11 protein-coding genes and 1 tRNA gene are annotated in these 15990 nt (G+C 72.7%); 6 read left to right on the top strand and 6 right to left on the bottom strand.

From position 1 onward, the window contains the following. Nucleotides 1–25: 25 nt before the first annotated feature. Nucleotides 26–98, bottom strand: a tRNA-Glu gene (locus ACIBFB_RS21730). Between the two features lie 89 nt (nucleotides 99–187). Further along, entirely contained in the window at nucleotides 188–1717 is a 1530-nt protein-coding gene (locus ACIBFB_RS21725; protein ID WP_397232883.1) for a metallophosphoesterase, read from the bottom strand. Nucleotides 1718–1820: 103 nt separating this feature from the next. Between ACIBFB_RS21725 and ACIBFB_RS21720 the strand changes: the two genes are divergently transcribed. Together ACIBFB_RS21720 and ACIBFB_RS21715 are read left to right on the top strand one after the other, a co-directional pair. Beyond that, nucleotides 1821–2162, top strand: coding sequence for a metallopeptidase family protein (locus tag ACIBFB_RS21720; RefSeq protein ID WP_397232881.1), 342 nt, complete (start codon nucleotides 1821–1823; stop codon nucleotides 2160–2162). Between the two features lie 189 nt (nucleotides 2163–2351). Continuing rightward, on the top strand, nucleotides 2352–3656 hold the full coding sequence (locus ACIBFB_RS21715; protein ID WP_397232879.1) for an MFS transporter: 1305 nt from the start codon (nucleotides 2352–2354) through the stop codon (nucleotides 3654–3656). A gap of 28 nt (nucleotides 3657–3684) precedes the next feature. Here the strand turns inward: ACIBFB_RS21715 and ACIBFB_RS21710 are convergent, their stop codons facing one another. After that, nucleotides 3685–4761, bottom strand: a complete 1077-nt coding sequence (locus tag ACIBFB_RS21710; protein WP_397232877.1) for a C45 family autoproteolytic acyltransferase/hydolase — start codon at nucleotides 4759–4761, stop codon at nucleotides 3685–3687. Between the two features lie 322 nt (nucleotides 4762–5083). Here ACIBFB_RS21710 and ACIBFB_RS21705 point away from each other — a divergent pair, with 322 nt between their 5' ends. After that, complete coding sequence (locus ACIBFB_RS21705) at nucleotides 5084–5518, top strand: hypothetical protein (RefSeq protein WP_397232875.1); 435 nt, start codon at nucleotides 5084–5086, stop codon at nucleotides 5516–5518. Nucleotides 5519–5551: 33 nt separating this feature from the next. Here ACIBFB_RS21705 and ACIBFB_RS21700 read toward each other — a convergent pair whose 3' ends face one another. Both ACIBFB_RS21700 and ACIBFB_RS21695 read right to left on the bottom strand, forming a co-directional pair. After that, nucleotides 5552–6328 (bottom strand): SGNH/GDSL hydrolase family protein, encoded by a 777-nt coding sequence (locus tag ACIBFB_RS21700; protein ID WP_397233067.1) that lies wholly within the window; start codon nucleotides 6326–6328, stop codon nucleotides 5552–5554. Between the two features lie 5 nt (nucleotides 6329–6333). Then, nucleotides 6334–6906, bottom strand: coding sequence for a PadR family transcriptional regulator (locus tag ACIBFB_RS21695; RefSeq protein WP_397232873.1), 573 nt, complete (start codon nucleotides 6904–6906; stop codon nucleotides 6334–6336). Between the two features lie 106 nt (nucleotides 6907–7012). Here ACIBFB_RS21695 and ACIBFB_RS21690 point away from each other — a divergent pair, with 106 nt between their 5' ends. Together ACIBFB_RS21690 and ACIBFB_RS21685 are read left to right on the top strand one after the other, a co-directional pair. Further along, nucleotides 7013–7405, top strand: a complete 393-nt coding sequence (locus tag ACIBFB_RS21690; protein WP_397232871.1) for a nuclear transport factor 2 family protein — start codon at nucleotides 7013–7015, stop codon at nucleotides 7403–7405. A 125-nt stretch (nucleotides 7406–7530) separates the two neighbouring features. Then, nucleotides 7531–8013, top strand: coding sequence for a DUF1269 domain-containing protein (locus ACIBFB_RS21685; protein WP_397233065.1), 483 nt, complete (start codon nucleotides 7531–7533; stop codon nucleotides 8011–8013). A gap of 150 nt (nucleotides 8014–8163) precedes the next feature. Here ACIBFB_RS21685 and ACIBFB_RS21680 read toward each other — a convergent pair whose 3' ends face one another. Next, the gene (locus tag ACIBFB_RS21680) at nucleotides 8164–13617 is read right to left on the bottom strand and encodes a carboxyl transferase domain-containing protein (protein WP_397232869.1); all 5454 of its coding nucleotides are present in this window, start codon (nucleotides 13615–13617) and stop codon (nucleotides 8164–8166) included. 426 nt (nucleotides 13618–14043) lie between these two features. Here ACIBFB_RS21680 and ACIBFB_RS21675 point away from each other — a divergent pair, with 426 nt between their 5' ends. Next, nucleotides 14044–15939: an alkyl/aryl-sulfatase gene (locus ACIBFB_RS21675; protein WP_397232867.1), complete on the top strand. Its 1896-nt coding sequence runs from the start codon at nucleotides 14044–14046 to the stop codon at nucleotides 15937–15939. The last annotated feature ends 51 nt before the right edge of the window (nucleotides 15940–15990 follow it).

The raw sequence follows: 15990 nt of genomic DNA, 5'->3' as shown, positions 1-15990 counted from the left end.
GTCCGGCAGTGGTCTGACCGCGTCGTACCCCCAACGGGATTCGAACCCGCGCTACCGCCTTGAAAGGGCGGCGTCCTAGGCCGCTAGACGATGGGGGCCCGTGTGACAGGTCAAGCATAGGGGAGATTCCCACCAACTCCAAAGCGATTCGCCCACCCTTGACGGCCCCGCGCCACCTGCGCGAACGTCATCCCTCGGCCTCGCTCTCCGACGCGTCGGGCCCCTCGTCCGGCTCGCTCCCGCGCTCTCCCACCGGGCGGCCTGGCTCCGGTTCGATGTGCCGCTCGACCTGCGCGGACGTCAGGCCGATCCCCCCGAGGTCGATGTCGTCGCGCGCCTGGAGGCGACCGGTCTCCGCGTCCAGGTACAGCACCGAGGCCTGGTACGGGATCGGACGCCCCGAACCGTGATCAAGGCCACCCAGCCCCGCGCCGCCCGTGGAGCCCTGGACGAGGAACCGCGTCCCCTCCGCGCCCAACCGCGTCGACCGCTGGTGCTCGTCCCCCGTGAGCACGAGCGGCACCACCCCGTCGAAGGCCTCCGCCTGTGCGCGTGTGTGCAGCACGGCCACGTCCACCTCCTCGCCGGACCCGGCCACCGACTCCGCCTGCTCCCCGCCCAGGTCGGCGATCTCCCCGAGCCCGGGGTTCAGCCTGGTCGCGTCCGGGGTGAACCGCGGATCGCCCGCGCCGAAGAAGGTCAGGCCCGCCACCTCGTGCACGTCGCCGTCGAGCACCACGGCGTTCGGCTGGGCGGCGACCGCCCGCTGGGTTCCCATGGAGTCGTGCTGGCCGCGTACCCACACGTACGGGACCTCCAGGTCGGCGATCTCGTCGGCGAAGGCGTCCTCCGCCGCGCTCCCCCGGTCGGTCAGGTCGCCCGAGTCCACGACCACGTCGATCGCGTACTGCTGGGTCAGCGTGCCGATGATCGCCCACGACGCCGGGTTGAGGTGGATGTCGGACACGTGCAGCACCCGGATCACCGACTCGTCCTCCTCGTACACCGGGAGGGTCGAGGTCGCCTCATAGAGCATCGACACGTTGCCCACCAGCCCTGCGAGCTGCTCCTGGTACTGCGTGAACCGGCTGACGACGGCCTCGGCGCTGCCCACCACCTGCGGCGCGCCCGCGATCAGCCCCGTGTACCGGGGCTCGGCGATCGCGCTGGGGTTGAACGTGGCCGCCGCGACCGCCCCGGACGCGACGAGGGCGACCAGCGACACGGCCGCACTGCCCACGGCCCTCCACACGTTCCGGAACAGCAGCAGCCCCATGACCAGCGCGCCCAGCGCCGCGACCAGCAGAGCGCGGACCGCCAGCGCGATCACACCCGCGCGCAGGTCCGCGCCGATGCCCGCGGCCATCCGGTTGATCGACTCGGGGTCGGTGAACATCTCCTCGGCCGCGGCGAGCCGGATGTCGGAGATCGTCGCCTCCAGCCGCAGCGGGGCCCGGTGCGTGTCGAAGGTCAGCTGGCCGAAGGGCGCGACGTCGACGACGGTCTCGCCGCGCCACTGGGGAGCCAGGGCGAGCGTGACGTCCGCGGGGCCGATCGGGGTGACGACGTGGCCGCCGAGCGCAAGCCCCAGCCAGCCCCCGACGAAGCCCGCGGCGACCACGCACGCCCAACGCCACGCACGCCCGGACCGCGCCCGGGCGAGGGCGCCCCGGAAGTCGTACGCGCGGACCGCTCCCCAAGACAACACATCCCCCATGATGCCGCCCCGGGGAGCCGTTCCCAATGTTTCCTCCCGTCCAGAGTGTTATGTCTCCCCCGGATCGCTTCCGGCCCCGCCGGGCAGGCAGCACAATGTCTGTGTGGTGGAACTGACGCGCGCACGCTTCGAGGAACTGGTCGCCGACGCCCTGGACGAGATACCCCCGCACCTGGCGCGGCTCATGGACAACGTGGTCATCACAGTCGAGGACGAGTCGCCCGACGGGCTGCTCGGGCTCTACGAGGGCGTCCCCCTGACCGAGCGGGGCGACACCTACTTCGGCGTGCTGCCGGACCAGATCTTCATTTACCGGCGTGACATCTGCGCGATCTGCCAGACACCGGAAGAGGTCGTCGAGGAGGTACGCGTAACCGTCATTCACGAAATCGCGCATCATTTCGGGATCGACGACTCCCGACTCGACGAGCTCGGCTGGGCCTGAATTCTCCGGAACCGGGGCCCAGGGCACACGCCGGACCAGGGCGTACGCACTTCGCGACAGTAACCCAGCGCAACGAATCAGACACGAAATCCCCAAAGGTGGTTGCGACAACACCTCCAATCAGGAACGGTTGGTCACCGGGACGCGACACAGCGTGAATTCAACCCTGTAAAAATGAGGGAGCGCCGGGTGACAAATCCGAGCCTCGACAAATCGCCTGACCACGGGGGCCACGAACCCTCCAGCACCTCGAACGACACCTGGCGGAGCAGCTACCGCGAGGTCATGCGCATCGGCGAGTTCCGCTCCATCTGGCTCGCCCACGCCCTCTCGATGATCGGCACCAACGTGCTGAACATCGCCACCAGCATCCTCGTCTACCAGCTCACCGAGTCCGCGTTCGCGACCGGCGTCACGCTCGCGGTCACCTTCCTGCCCCCGTTCATCGCCGGTCCGCTGCTGTCCGGGCTGGCCGATCTTCTCCCACGCCGCCAGGTCATGGTGGCGTGCGACCTGATCCGCGCGCTCGTCGTGCTCCTCATCGCCGTTCCGGGCATGCCGGTCTGGGCGATCTGGGCGCTGCTGTTCTGCTCGGTGCTGCCCTCGATCCCGTTCGCCGCCGCGCGCGCGGCCCTGATGACCGAGATCGTCCAGGGCGAACGCTACGTGGCCAGCACGGCGATCATCCAGCTCACCTCGCAGGTGGGCATGTTGACCGGCCTGGTGGCGGGTGGCGTCGTCGTGGGGCTCATCGGCCCGCACGTGGCCGTGGCCGCCAACGGCGCCGTCTTCGTCCTGTCCGCCGTGATCGTCCTGGCCGGTGTCCGGTCCCGCCCCGCCGCCCGCACCGACGACCAGGACCGCCCGGGTTTCCTCGCGATGACCCGCGACGGCGCCAAGCTCGTCTTCGGGGACTCACGGCTGCGCACGCTCGCCCTGCTCGGCTGGCTCGCCGGCCTGTACTCGATCCCCTACGGCCTCGCCAAGCCGATCACCACGGAGATCGGCGCGGGGGACGCGGCGACCGGGTTCATCATGGCGGGTTCCTCGGTCGGCGCGCTGATCGGCGGGCTCGTCCTCACCCGGCTGGTGCCGCCGCCCACCCGGATGCGGCTGCTGGGCCCGCTGGCCGTGCTCACCTCGGTCCCGTTGCTGCTGTGGCTGTTCCACCCGCCGCTGTGGCTGATGGTCACCGCGCTCGCCCTGGTGGGGGTCGCCGGTTCCTACCAGTTCGTCGCCAACGCGGCGTTCGTCCTGTGCGTGCCCAAGGAGGGGCGGGCACTGGCCTTCGGGCTGGTCGCGGCCGGGCTCCAGGTCGCCCAGGGTCTGGGCATCCTCGTCGCCGGGTTCTGCGCGGAGTTCTTCAGCACCGGCTCCGTGATCGTGGTGGCGGGCGGTCTGGGGGTCCTGGCCGCCGCCGTCCTCTCCGTGCCGTGGGCCCGGGCGGCCGGGCCCACGATCGAGCGGATGAACGAGACGGAGCGGACCACCTAGGTCCACCCGGCGATCCGGCTCCGGCGGTTCAGTGGTGGAGCCACTCCTCCCGGCGCAGCGTGCAGGGGTTGCCGCCCTGGAACGCCAGGCGGTGGCGCTCCAGGTCGAGCCCGACCGTCATCAGCGTCCGCCAGCGCGCGTCCGGCGTGTCGCCGGCCTCGGGGTGGCGGCACAGGGCCGCCCCGTCCCCGCGGTGGTGCGCCAGGGCGGCGGCGCGATCCGCCACGTCGGCGCCGGCCAACCCGTCGGCGAGCCGCGCCAGTGCCGCCTGCCGGTCGTAGGTGTCCTGGTCGTCGACGCCCAGCGCCTCGCCCTCGGCCAGAGCCGGGTCGAGGAAGTGGTTGGTGTGCCACAGGAACCCGTCCGGCCGCACCGGCAGAACCGCGACCCCGGCGGGTGAGACCTCGAACGTCGCCGCCTCGGAGCGGTCGCCGTCGTGGGCGACCACGGTCAGCGCCACCGACGCGGTCACCGGCGCGGAGCGGATGACGCGCCCGGCCTCGGCCACCGAACCCGCCTCCTCCAGGACGCGGCGGGCGACGACGTGCACCGGCACGCCGTCGACGCCCCCGTCCGCGCGGTGCTTGAGCAGGTTGAAGTGCAGGCCCAGTCCGGCGCTGTTCACGCCGATCTTGGCGAGCACCCCGAACTCGGTGAACGTCGAGACCGTGTGGCCGGGGCGGGGCCGGTAGCTCCACACCAGCCGCCCGTCCTCCATCCCGTCGATCCAGTCCCACGTCTGGACGGTGCGCGGCAGCCCCTCTCCGGGCAGGTACACCGACACCGAGCACTCGCCGGGCGGTGCGGGGCGGACGTGCGCGAGGACCTCCGACCGGGCGTTCAGCGCGCCCGCCTGCCAGGGCTCCAGTCCGGCCCCCTCCGCGATCCCGTGGATCTCCTCCGCCAGACGGGGCGCCCACGCGGCCACCCGGTCGAGGGCGCCGTGACCGACGTCCCGCACGAGCCGGGCGGCCAGACCCAGGTCGGCGAAGTGCCGCTCGTACCGGTCCCACGTGGCCCGGACCCGTTCGCCCCAGGTGCTCCCGAGCGTGCGCCCGCGCGCCGTGTGGCCCCCGTCCGGTGAGGTGAACACACTGACACTCATGAAGCGCCTCCGTCCGGCGCGGCCGACGTCGTCGGACGCGCGGTGGCGGCGAGCGGCGGGCGGGGGTCGGACGGGCGTGGTGTCATCGGTTCTCCGGGTTCGGTCGACGCGGCCGGGGCAGCCGGAGCGGCCGGAGCGCTCACGAGGCCCCTCCACGATAGGCCGACCACGGGTGGAGGGCGTGGGCGAGGGAACGGGCGCCACTGTGGCCTCCGCCTTCACCGGATCCCGGAGGAGGGGCGCCCTCCCGTGTGTGCGAGAGTGACCGCACCGCCGGACGGGTCGCCCCGGCCCGGCTCACGACCAGTGACGAAGGAACACCGTGAACGGACTGCGCCGCCGACGCCTCATGGCCAGGCTCGAGCCCATCCTCGAACCCGGAGAGCGGGTGGAGGTGACGACCATCGTCAACCTGGCCACCGTCTCCGTGGGCCGGACGGCGGCGTTCGCCGCGGCGTCGGCGGTCTTCAGCGGCGGCGCCATGGCGGTGGTCCCGGTGCCGACGCCCATGTACCTGGCGATGACCGACCGGCGGTTCCTCGTGTTCCGGGCCGACCCGGTGTTCCCCGCGCCCAGGGAGCACGTGACGACCATCCCGCGCGCGGGACTCGTGCGCTCGGAGATCCGGGAGCGCGTGCTCAACTCCTCGTTCGTCGTCTCGTCGCCGAGCGACGAGCAGGGGTTGCGCGTCGTCTTCCCGTTGCTGGGGCGCGGTGACCGCGACACGGTCGCGGCGGCCGTCCCCGTGGCGGGCTGAGCGCCGCGCGAACGGTCGGGCGGCCGGCGGCGGTCACGGGCGCGCGGGGCGGACCGGCTCCAGCCGGGGCCGCTTCGCCGTCCGGCCGTCGCCCGACGAGCGTCCGCGCAGGCGGCGCAGCAGCCAGGGCCCGAGGAAGGCCGTCGCCCAGGTGAGCTCGGCCGCGGCCCGCCTCCAGGGAGGCACGGGCGCGAGCGGGGGGAGCGGGTCGGACCAGGAGGCGTCACCGCCCGGAACACCGAGCGTGTGGGCGACCGCCGCCGCGATCCTCGTGTGCCCGAGCGGCGTGGCGTGGATGCGGTCGGCGCTCCACAACCGGGGATCCGTGGTCACCGGGTGGGGGAAGGTGTCGACCACCACGGCGCCGTGGAGCCGGGCCATGGCGCGGACGCGGTCGTTGAGGTCCAGGACCCGCGGGCGCAGGCGTCCCACCAGCGGGGCGATCCGTGCGATGTCGGGGAAGGTGAAGGTGACCACGGTCGCGCCCGAGGCGGTGAACGCGGCCAGCATCGCCTCCAGGTCGGCGGCCGTGGCGTCCGCGTCGAACCCTGGCCTGACCAGGTCGTTCATGCCCGCCATGACGGTCACCAGGTCCGGTTCCAGGGCGAGCGCGGGGGCGGTCTGCTCGGCGCGGATCCGCGCGGTCAGCCGCCCGCGCACGGCGAGGTTGGCGTAGCGGAACCCGCGTTCACGGGCGGCGAGCGTCTCGGCGAGCCGGTCGGCCCAGCCCCGGTATCCGGCGGTCTCGTCGCCGTCGTTCAGTCCCTCGGTCTGGCTGTCGCCGACCGCGACGTAGCGCAGGTACCCCACCCGGCTCACACATCCGCGGCGCGCACGGCGGCGCGCCGGTCGAGGACGGCCAGGACCCGCTCGCCCCAGCGCAGGTTCTCCCGCTCGAACTCCAGGCCGCGCATGAGGGTCAGGTAGGGACCGATCCGCTCCGCGTGCTGGAGGTACTCCTCCTCGTCCCGGCCGTCCAGGAGGCGGTCGCGCAGCCTCTCGTAGCGCGCGATCTTCGCCCGGGCCCAGTCAGCGCGCTCCCGGACCGACTCCCTGACCGCCGCCGCGTCCCCGACGTCCAGCGCCTGCACCTGGACCAGGAGATCCTCCCGCGCCACGCCGGGCCTCGGCGGCGCGGCGGTGAAGTCGCGCAGCGCCCGGCGCCCGGCCCCGGTCAACGAGAACAGCCGCTTGTTCGGGCGCTTCCGCTGGTACACGACGCGCGCCTCGACCAGTCCCTCGGACTCCATCCGGTCCAGCTCCCGGTAGATCTGCTGGGGTGTGGCCATCCAGAAGTTGGCCACCGAGGCGTCGAACCCCTTGGCCAGGTCGTATCCGGACGCCTCACCCTCCAGGAGCGCGGCCATCACCGCGTCGCGCAATGCCATGGTCCCAGAGCCAACCACGCGGATCATTCCATTTCAAGACTAGTCAACTATGTGACTATCCAGTAGCCTCCGACACACCTATTCAACGAGTTGCATAGGAGGACACATGCAACGGTTCCGCGAGGCGGTCGAGGCCGGGGACGCGACCGCGATCGAGGCGCTGCTCGCCGAGGACGTCGTGTTCACCAGCCCGGTGGTCTTCAGGCCCTACCCGGGCAAGGCGATCACGGCGGCGATCCTGCGCGGGGTCATGCGGGTCTTCGAGGACTTCCGCTACGTGCGGGAGTTCACGGGGGCCGACGCCCGCGACCACGCGCTCGTGTTCGAGGCGACGGTGGACGGCCGCCAGGTCCACGGCTGCGACTTCCTGCGCGTCGACGACGAGGGCCTGATCGCCGAGCTCACCGTCATGGTGCGGCCGCTGTCCGGCGCCAGGGCGCTCGCCGAGGCCATGGGCGCGCAGTTCGAGCGGATCGAACGGGAGGCGGCCGACGGCTGAGCGGCGCGGACCTCCGGCCGCCGCTCCGTGACCCCCGCTTTCCCGGGCGATGGCACTACCGCGAACTCCCCCGGGAAACACTCTGTGTCACCACACAAGGACACATCGCAATCATGGGGGAACGGATGGCGCACCTCGTCGTACTCGGCGTGGCCGACACCAAGACCGCTGAGGAGGCCCTGGAGATCGCCGCCGACCTGGGCCGCCAGGAACTGCTGAAGCTGCAGGACGCGGCCTACGTCTACAAGGACGCCAAGGGCCGCCCGCGCATCCACCAGACCGTCAACCTCGCGGGTGCGGGGGCCGTGGGCGGCGCCTTCTGGGGCACGCTCATCGGGCTCCTCTTCCTCGCGCCGCTGCTCGGCATGGCCGTCGGCGCCGCCTCGGGCGCGATCGCGGGCAAGCTCAGCGACGTCGGCATCGACGACGACATGATCAAGCGGATCGGCTCCGAACTCGACCAGGGCCGGGCCGCCGTGTTCCTGCTCGCCCAGTCGGCCACCCGGGACAGGGTCGTCAGCGCGTTCAAGCCCCTGCACCCGACCGTCATCCAGACCAACCTCACCAAGGACGACGAGCAGGAGCTCATCGAGGCCCTGCGCGACTGACACCGCCGCGGAGAGGTCCCCGGCGGGAACCGGCCACCGTCGTCGGCGGCCGGCCCGCCGGGGACCTCATCCTCTGCCCAGAGGACGGGCGCCCGAGGGGAGTTTCGTCCGCGGCTCCGCCCGTCGGGGCGGAGCCGCGGCGAACGCCGCCTACCGCCGGTGCGCCTCCAGGGCCGCGATGACGCGCGGACGCAGTTCGGCGGCGCTGATGACGGCGTCCACCGAGCCGACCTCGACCGCGCGGTGGATGTCGTGCACGCCGTCGAACTCCGCCGCCACCTCGCCGAGCTTCTCCGCACGGACCGACACGCGGAGCTCGTCGAGTTCCGCGGTCAGCGCGGCGCGCTCGGTGCCCGATGCGGCGGCGACGCGCGCTTCCAGGTCCCGTACGCGCGGGTCGGCCGCGGTCCGGGCGTTGACGTCGGCGGAGAACACCACCGCGGCGGCGGGGGCGCCGCCCAGCACGGAGGCGTAGGAGCCCTCCAGCGCGAGCACCGTCATGTTCGGGTTCAGCGCCTTCGAGAACACCACGAACGCGCCGCCGTGGTACCGCGAGATCACGCAGAACACGATGGGCCCCTGGAAGTTCACGATCGCGCGCCCGATCTCGGCGCCGTACTCCAGCTGGAGCTTGCGCATCGACTCCGGCGAGCCGTCGAAGCCCGACAGGTTCGCCAGCACCACCAGCGGCCGGTTGCCGCTGGCCGCGTTGATCGCCCGCGCGGCCTTCTTCGACGAGCGCGGGAACAGCGTGCCCGCGGTGTAGGTGTCCGGACCGTCGGTGGGCGGGAAGCCGTGCCGCTGCACCGACCGCGACTCGATGCCGAGCAGGCAGACCGGCATGCCGCCGAGGTGCACGTCCTGCACCGCCGCCGTGTCCGCGTCGGCCATGCCGGCCCAGCGCTCCAGCACCGCGTGGTCCTGGTCGGAGAGCGCCCGCATCACGGTGCGGATGTCGAACGGCTTCTTGCGGTCCGGGTTGGCCCCGGCGGAGAAGATCTCGCCGACCGTGGTGAAGTCGCTTCCCTCCACGGAGTGCGGGAAGTCGGAGACGTCGCGGTCGACGGGGTCGGTGGTCGTGGCCCGCCGCGGCGCGTCCTCGCCCGGCGCGACGTAGGCGTGGTCGTAGTGCGACATCAGCACGTCCCGCGCGGCGAGCAGGTCCGGCGCCCAGTACTGCGCCTGCCCGTTCGGGCCCATGACCCGGTCGTAGCCGCCGATGCCGAAGTTGTCCTCGGCCGAGACGCCGCCGGAGAAGTCGAGCGACTGCTTGCCGGTGAGGACCATCGCCGAGTCCGGCGTCATCACCAGGATGCCCTTGGTGTGCATGAGCATCGTCGCCTCGGCGTTCCAGTACGGCTGCGCGCCGACGTTGATGCCCGCGACCACGATGTTGATCTCGCCGCCGTCCTGGGTGAACTCGACGATCCGCTTGAGCGCCGCGGCCACCCAGTCCATGTTCTCGGTGCCCGACTCCATGGAGATCCGGGCGCCGGCGGACAGCGCGTACCACTCCAGCGGCACGCCCATCCGCTCGGCCAGGTCCAGCGCGGCGACCACGCGGCGGCACTCCGGCTCCGAGAGCGCGCCGAGCGACTTCGTCGGGTCGCCGAGCAGCACCACCCGGGTGACGCCCTGCGGGTGCCGTTCGGTCGGCGTGGAGACCACGCCCGCGACGATGCCCGCGGTGTTGCGGCCCTTGGGCCGGTCGACGGGCACGAGCGCGTGGTTCTCGTCGAGGTCGTGCTCGACGAAGTCGCCGAGCAGCCCGGTGAGCTCGTACGGGTAGACGGTGTTCCGGCTGCTCGCGCGCAGCACCTTCTGGCGGTAGTCGTCGACCGGCTCTACGGGCTCGTCCGACGGCTCGCCGAGGGTCAGCTCGGAGCCGCCGGTGGCGTCGAAGGCGATGCGCACGGCGACCTTGGCCAGCTCACCGGTCTCCGGGTCGCGCTGGCGCGCGATGAACAGGATCTCCTCCAGTCCGGCGCCCGCGGTCGTCGGACGCACGCGCCCGGCGATCATCTCCAGCTCCTCGCGGGTGATGCCGACCGGCGGCCAGACGTAGACCACGATCCGGTTGGTGTTGAACCGCTTCCGCGACGGCCGCCGCGACTGCGCCCGGCGGATCGAGTCCAGGCACGCGGCGACGGTGTCCTCGGCCGTCGGCAGCGAGACCAGCCTGCCGTCGTGCTCGCGCAGCTCGGTCAGGTCGCGCACCTGCGCGAACGCGATGAGTCGGTCGTCCGACGGGTTCTCCTTGGCCACGCACTGGAAGAGGTAGACCTCCTCGTCCGAGGACGGCAGCCGCGTGAGGTCGAACTTCCTCAGCCGCTCCATCTGCATCCGCTGCGCGATGTACGGGTGCAGGCCGCGGATCAGCCGGTCCTCGGCCAGCCCGGTCGGCGACGGGCGGAACGTGAAGTGGTGGTGCATGACGGCGCCGTCGCGGCCCGCCACGGTCGCGGTGAGCCTGCGGACCTGGTCCGGCAGCGGGTGCACGCTGAACACCTCGTGCAGCGCGGCCGCCATCGCGTCGAAGTCCTCGGGCTGCTTCTCCCAGGAGAGGTAGATGTCGGCGTCGACGGCCTCCCCGCCGTTCGCCAGCTCCGCGAGCCCGCGCAGCGCGACGCCCAGCTCCTCGAAGGCCACCGCCGCGGAGACCACGCTCGACTCCGCGCGCTCGGCGACCACGAACGCGCACCCCGCGACCTCCCGGGTGCGGACGTCCGTCAGGCCCTTGTTGCCGTAGTACCGGCGGGTCAGCACCTCCAGCATGACCGTGTTGTCCACGTCGGCGCGGCCCAGCCGCTGGCCGAGCAGGCGCACCAGCGGCTCGGTGCTGCGCACCATCTCGGCGACGCGCTCGGCGCGGTCCGAGGCGTCCGGGTGCGCGTCCAGGTGGCGCAGGTGCCTGCGGACGTTGGCGTAGACGCGGGCGCGGTTGCGGCGCAGCAGCGGCTGCGCGAACCACGCGAACACCACGCCGCGCGCGAGGTCGGCGACCGCGGGGAAGCGGACCTGGGTCGCGGCCACCAGCCGCTCCAGGGTGAGGCCGACGCGTTCGCGCAACGACTCGTCCGGCGGCGACTCGTTCAGCCAGGCGCGCAGCAGCGCCGTGACGACGGCCACGTCGGCCGAGACCCGCTGCTGGGCGAGGAAGACGCGGAACACCGCGGCCTCGAGGCCGGGCGTGCGCTCCAGGTCGGCGACGCCGTAGTGTCCGAGCGCCGTGGCGAGCTTGGCCTGGAACGCCTCCGGCAGACCGGCCCGCTCGACGTCGAGGCTCTGCAGGTAGGTGTGGAAGTACTCACGGGCGCTGTGCACGCGGGTGTCGCCGCCGTCTTCGCCCGCCGGGCGGTTGCGGCTCAGCTCGGCCAGGTCGGCGAACACGTCGACGAGTGCGAGCTCCTCGGCGAGCGGCCGACGGCCCTCCTCGATCGACGCGCGGCGCGCGGCGAGGTAGTCGTCGAGCACACGGCGCTCGTCGTGCGGGTCGACGTCGAAGCCGAGCAGCAGGCCGCGCAGGTCCTCCTGGCCGCGCGCGGTGCGCTCGCGCGCCGGGACGGTCGCGGGGGCCGCGGGCAGGTCCAGCTCGACGGAGGCGGACTCCGAGGCGTCCTCGGCGTCGTCGTCGGCGATCGGCTCCAGCCGCAGCAGGGCGGCGCCGGTCTCGACCTGGCTGCCCACGGACACGGCGCACTCCTTCAGCCGTGCCCGGAACGGTGCGCGCAGCACCGTCTCCATCTTCATGCTCTCCAGCACCAGGACCGGAGCGCCCGCCTCGACCTCGGCGCCGGCCTCCAGGGGCGTGGCGACGACCAGCGCGGGCGCGGGCGAGCGGACGACGCCGCCCTCGTCGCGGCTGACCCGGTGCGCCACGCCGTCCACCTCGACCAGGTGGATCGGGCCGTGCGTGCCGATGATCAGGCGGTACGACGCTCCGTTGACGATGATGCGGCCGGTGTGCTCGTCGAAGCGGTCGAGCTCGACGTCGGCGGTGCGGACGTCCTCGCCCGCCTCGACGCCGACGCGGAAGCGGTGGGCGCCGATCCGGGCGACGCGGACGCGATAGCCGACACCGCGCAGCTTGAGGTCCAGGGGACGGCCGCTCTCGTGCTGCACCTGCGGCCGGCCGCCGAACGCGGTCGACAGCAGGCGCTGGCGCTCGGCGCGTTCCTCCTCCTCGTACGCCTCGATGGCGGCGGCCGCCAGGGCGACCGCGGAGTGCCGGTGCGCGACGAGGCCGCCCTCGGCGCGGACGCGGTCGATCCAGCCGGTGTCGGCGCTGGCGTCGATCACCTCGGGCCGGTCGAGCAGGTCGAGCACGAAGCTCTTGTTGGTCGCGCCGCCCTCGATGATCACGGTGGTGCGCGCCATCGCCCGGCGCAGGCGGCCGAGCGCCTCGTCGCGGTCGCGGCCGTAGGCGATGATCTTCGCGATCATGGAGTCGAAGTCGGCGGGGATGGTGTCGCCCTCGCTGACGCCGGTGTCCACGCGGATGCCCGGCCCGGCGGGCAGGTCGAGCCGCGCGATGCGGCCGGGGGAGGGGGCGAAGTCGCGGTCGGGGTCCTCGGCGTTGAGCCTGGCCTCGATGGCGTGGCCGCGCTCCGCCGGGGGCTCGCCCTCCAGCCTGCCGCCGGAGGCCACGTGCAGTTGGGCCCTGACGAGGTCGAACCCGGTGGTGGACTCGGTGATCGGGTGCTCGACCTGGAGGCGGGTGTTGACCTCCAGGAAGGCGAACATGCGGTCGCCGGGGTGGTAGAGGAACTCGACGGTCGCGGCGCCGCGGTAGCCGACCGCGACGGCGAGCCGCTCGGCCGAGGCCTTGAGTTCGGCGGTCTGCTCGGGGCCGAGGACCGGCGAGGAGGACTCCTCGATGATCTTCTGGTTGCGGCGCTGCACCGAGCAGTCGCGGACGCCGAGCGCCCACGCGGTCTCGCCGTCCGCGATCACCTGGACCTCGACGTGGCGGGCGTTGGTGACCAGGCGCTCCAGGAAGACGATGCCGCTGCCGAACGCCCGCGCGGCCTCCTGGCTGGTGCGCTCGTAGGCGTCGGCCAGCTCGGCCTCGTGGTTGATCACGCGGATGCCGCGCCCTCCGCCGCCCGCGGTGGCCTTGAGCATGAGCGGGTAGCCGATGCCGGCCGCCGCCTCCAGCGCGGCGTCCAGGGTCTCGACCGCGCCGCGGCTCCACGGAGCGACGGGGACGCCGACCTCCTCGGCGATCAGCTTCGCGCCGATCTTGTCGCCGAGTCTGCGCATGGCGTCGGCGCTGGGTCCGACGAAGGTGACGCCGATCCGCTCGCACAGCTCGGCGAAGGCCGGGTCCTCCGCCACGAAGCCCCAGCCGACCCACGCGGCGTCGGCCCCGGTCTCCACCAGGGCGCGCTCCAGCGCCTTCATGTCGAGGTACGGGCGCGCGGACGCGGGACCGAGGTCGTAGGCGATGTCGGCCTCGCGCACGAACGTGGCTGTGCGGTCGACATCGGTGTACAGGGCGACGGTCTCGATCCGTGTACCTGTCTCCGCGGCGATGTCCCGTACGGCGTGGATGAGCCGCATGGCGGCCTCACCACGATTGACGATGGCGACACGACTGAACACGCGTTTGGGCCCTTCCGTTGATCATCGTTGCGCGCGCCGCGACACGACGGGCAGTGCCATCCTGCCGACCGCGGCCCGACAGCGCCATGTCGCCGACCGAGGACTCTGCGCGGCATCTTTGTGGAGAACGTCCAAAAGCCGTCGGCGGCCCCCGACGGCATCGGGCGGAGGCGCCTCCCCGGGCGTTCCGCCCCGCGCAGTGTACGGGGTCGGCGGGACGAGGGCATCCGTGATCATCCAGGTCAGGGCGGTCGGACCGGGGCCGTGACGGCATCGGCGGAGGCCGTGTCCCGTCCGGTCGCCGCCGTGTTCTCCGAGGTGTTGACCGGCCCTTGGCGCTGGACCCGAGCGGCCGGGGGTAGGTGGTGTTCCGCATCTCACACCGGGCCGGCGGCCGACTCCGGCCACGCACGACGGGAGGACCACGTGGCGCACAGGACCAGGACGGGCGGAACCGGAGCCGGCGTCCCGCGACCGACGGCGGCGGCCGACGACACGGACCGCGCGGGGCCGCCGTTCGCCGACACAGCGGACTTCGACGACGCCCGCCGAGGATTCCTCGCACCCGTGCCGCGCACCGTGACCGACGCGCGGGGAAGGACGGTGTGGGACCTGGGCCGGTACGACTTCCTGGCGGAGGCGGACGACGCCGCCCCCGGCACGGTGCACCCCCATCTGTGGCGCCAGGGCAGGCTGACCGCGATCAGCGGCCTGTTCGAGGTGACCGGGGGCGTCCACCAGGTACGCGGCATGGACCTGTCCAACATGACGCTCATCGAGGGACGCGACGGCGTGATCGTCGTGGACCCGTTGATGTCGTCCGAGGTGGCCGCGGCGGGTCTGGCGCTGTACCGCGAGCACGTCGCGGACCGCCCCGTGAGCGCCGTGATCCACACGCACACGCACGTCGACCACTTCGGCGGGGTGCTGGGCGTGGTCGACCCCGGCGACGTCGCGTCCGGCGGGGTCGCGATCGTGGCGCCGGAGCACTTCATGGAACACGCCGTCTCGGAGAACGTGCTCGCGGGTCCGGCGATGGTCCGGCGCGGCAGGTACTTCGCCGCGGACGCCGTCGAGCCGGGACCGGCGGGGCGGGTCGGCGTCGGGCTCGGCCTCGACTTCTCCTCCGGCCAGGTCGGGCTGCTCGCGCCCACGCTCGACGTCACCCGTACGGGCCAGGAGGAGGTCCTGGACGGGGTCCGGTTCGTCTTCCACATGACCCCGGGGACCGAGGCTCCGGCGGAGATGAACTTCCACCTCCCCGGCTCCCGCGCGCTGTGCATGGCGGAGAACGCCTGCCACACCCTGCACAACCTGGGCACCCTGCGCGGGGCCCAGGTCAGGGACGCCCGCCGGTGGTCGCGCTACCTCAACGAGGCGATCGAACTGTTCGCGGACCGCTCCGACGTCGTCTTCTCCTCCCACCACTGGCCCACCTGGGGCGCGGAGGACATCCGCGACTTCCTGTCCCAGCAGAGGGACGTCTACGCCTACCTGCACGACCAGACCGTGCGGCTGATGAACCTCGGCTGGACCGGCAGTGAGATCGCCGAGGACCTGCCCATGCCGCCCGGGCTGGAACGGGCGTGGCACGCGCGCGGCTACTACGGGTCGGTCTCGCACGACGTCAAGGCGATCTACCAGCGCTACATGGGGTGGTTCGACGGCAACCCCGCCCACCTGTGGCAGCACCCGCCCCAGGCCCAGGGCAGGCTCTACGCCCGCGCCATGGGCGGAGTCGACGCGCTGGTGGAGCGGGCGCGCGAGTTCTCCGACGAGGGGGAGCTCCGGTTCGCCGCCGAGCTGGCCTCGCACGCCGTCTTCGCCGATCCCGACCGCGAGGACGCCAGGGAGCTGCTGGCCGACGTGCTCACCCGGCTGGGCCACGGGGCCGAGTGCGCGACGTGGCGCAACTTCTACCTCAGCGGGGCCGGGGAACTGCGGAACGGGGTGGCGCCCAGGCGGATCCCGCCCGCCGAGGGCATCGTCCGGGCACTCGACGTCACCCAGATCCTGGACTCGGTCGCCGTGCGGATCAACGGGCCCCGGGCCTGGGAGGAGGAGCTGTGCGTCGATCTGCGGATGGCCGACACCGGTGAGCGGTACCGGGCACAGCTCTCGAACGGGGCGCTGATACACCATCCGGACCCGAAGGGAGGCGGCGCCGACCTGACGCTCACGCTGACCAGGACGCAGCTGCTGTCGGTGCTCAGGGAGGGAGACCTGGAGGGGGTGGAACACCGGGGTGACCTGGGCGCGCTCCAACGGCTGGCCGCTCTGGTGGACGGGACCGATCCGGACTTCCCGATCGTCACGCCCTGAGTCAGGGCCCCGAGAACGGAAAACACCTTCCGCGCGGGGCGAGACGCGCGT

The organism is Nocardiopsis sp. NPDC050513 (assembly GCF_044457925.1).
GTDB lineage: Bacteria > Actinomycetota > Actinomycetes > Streptosporangiales > Streptosporangiaceae > Nocardiopsis.
Note: the sequence above shows the minus strand (reverse complement) of the source record. Positions and strands in the feature narration are given on the sequence as shown.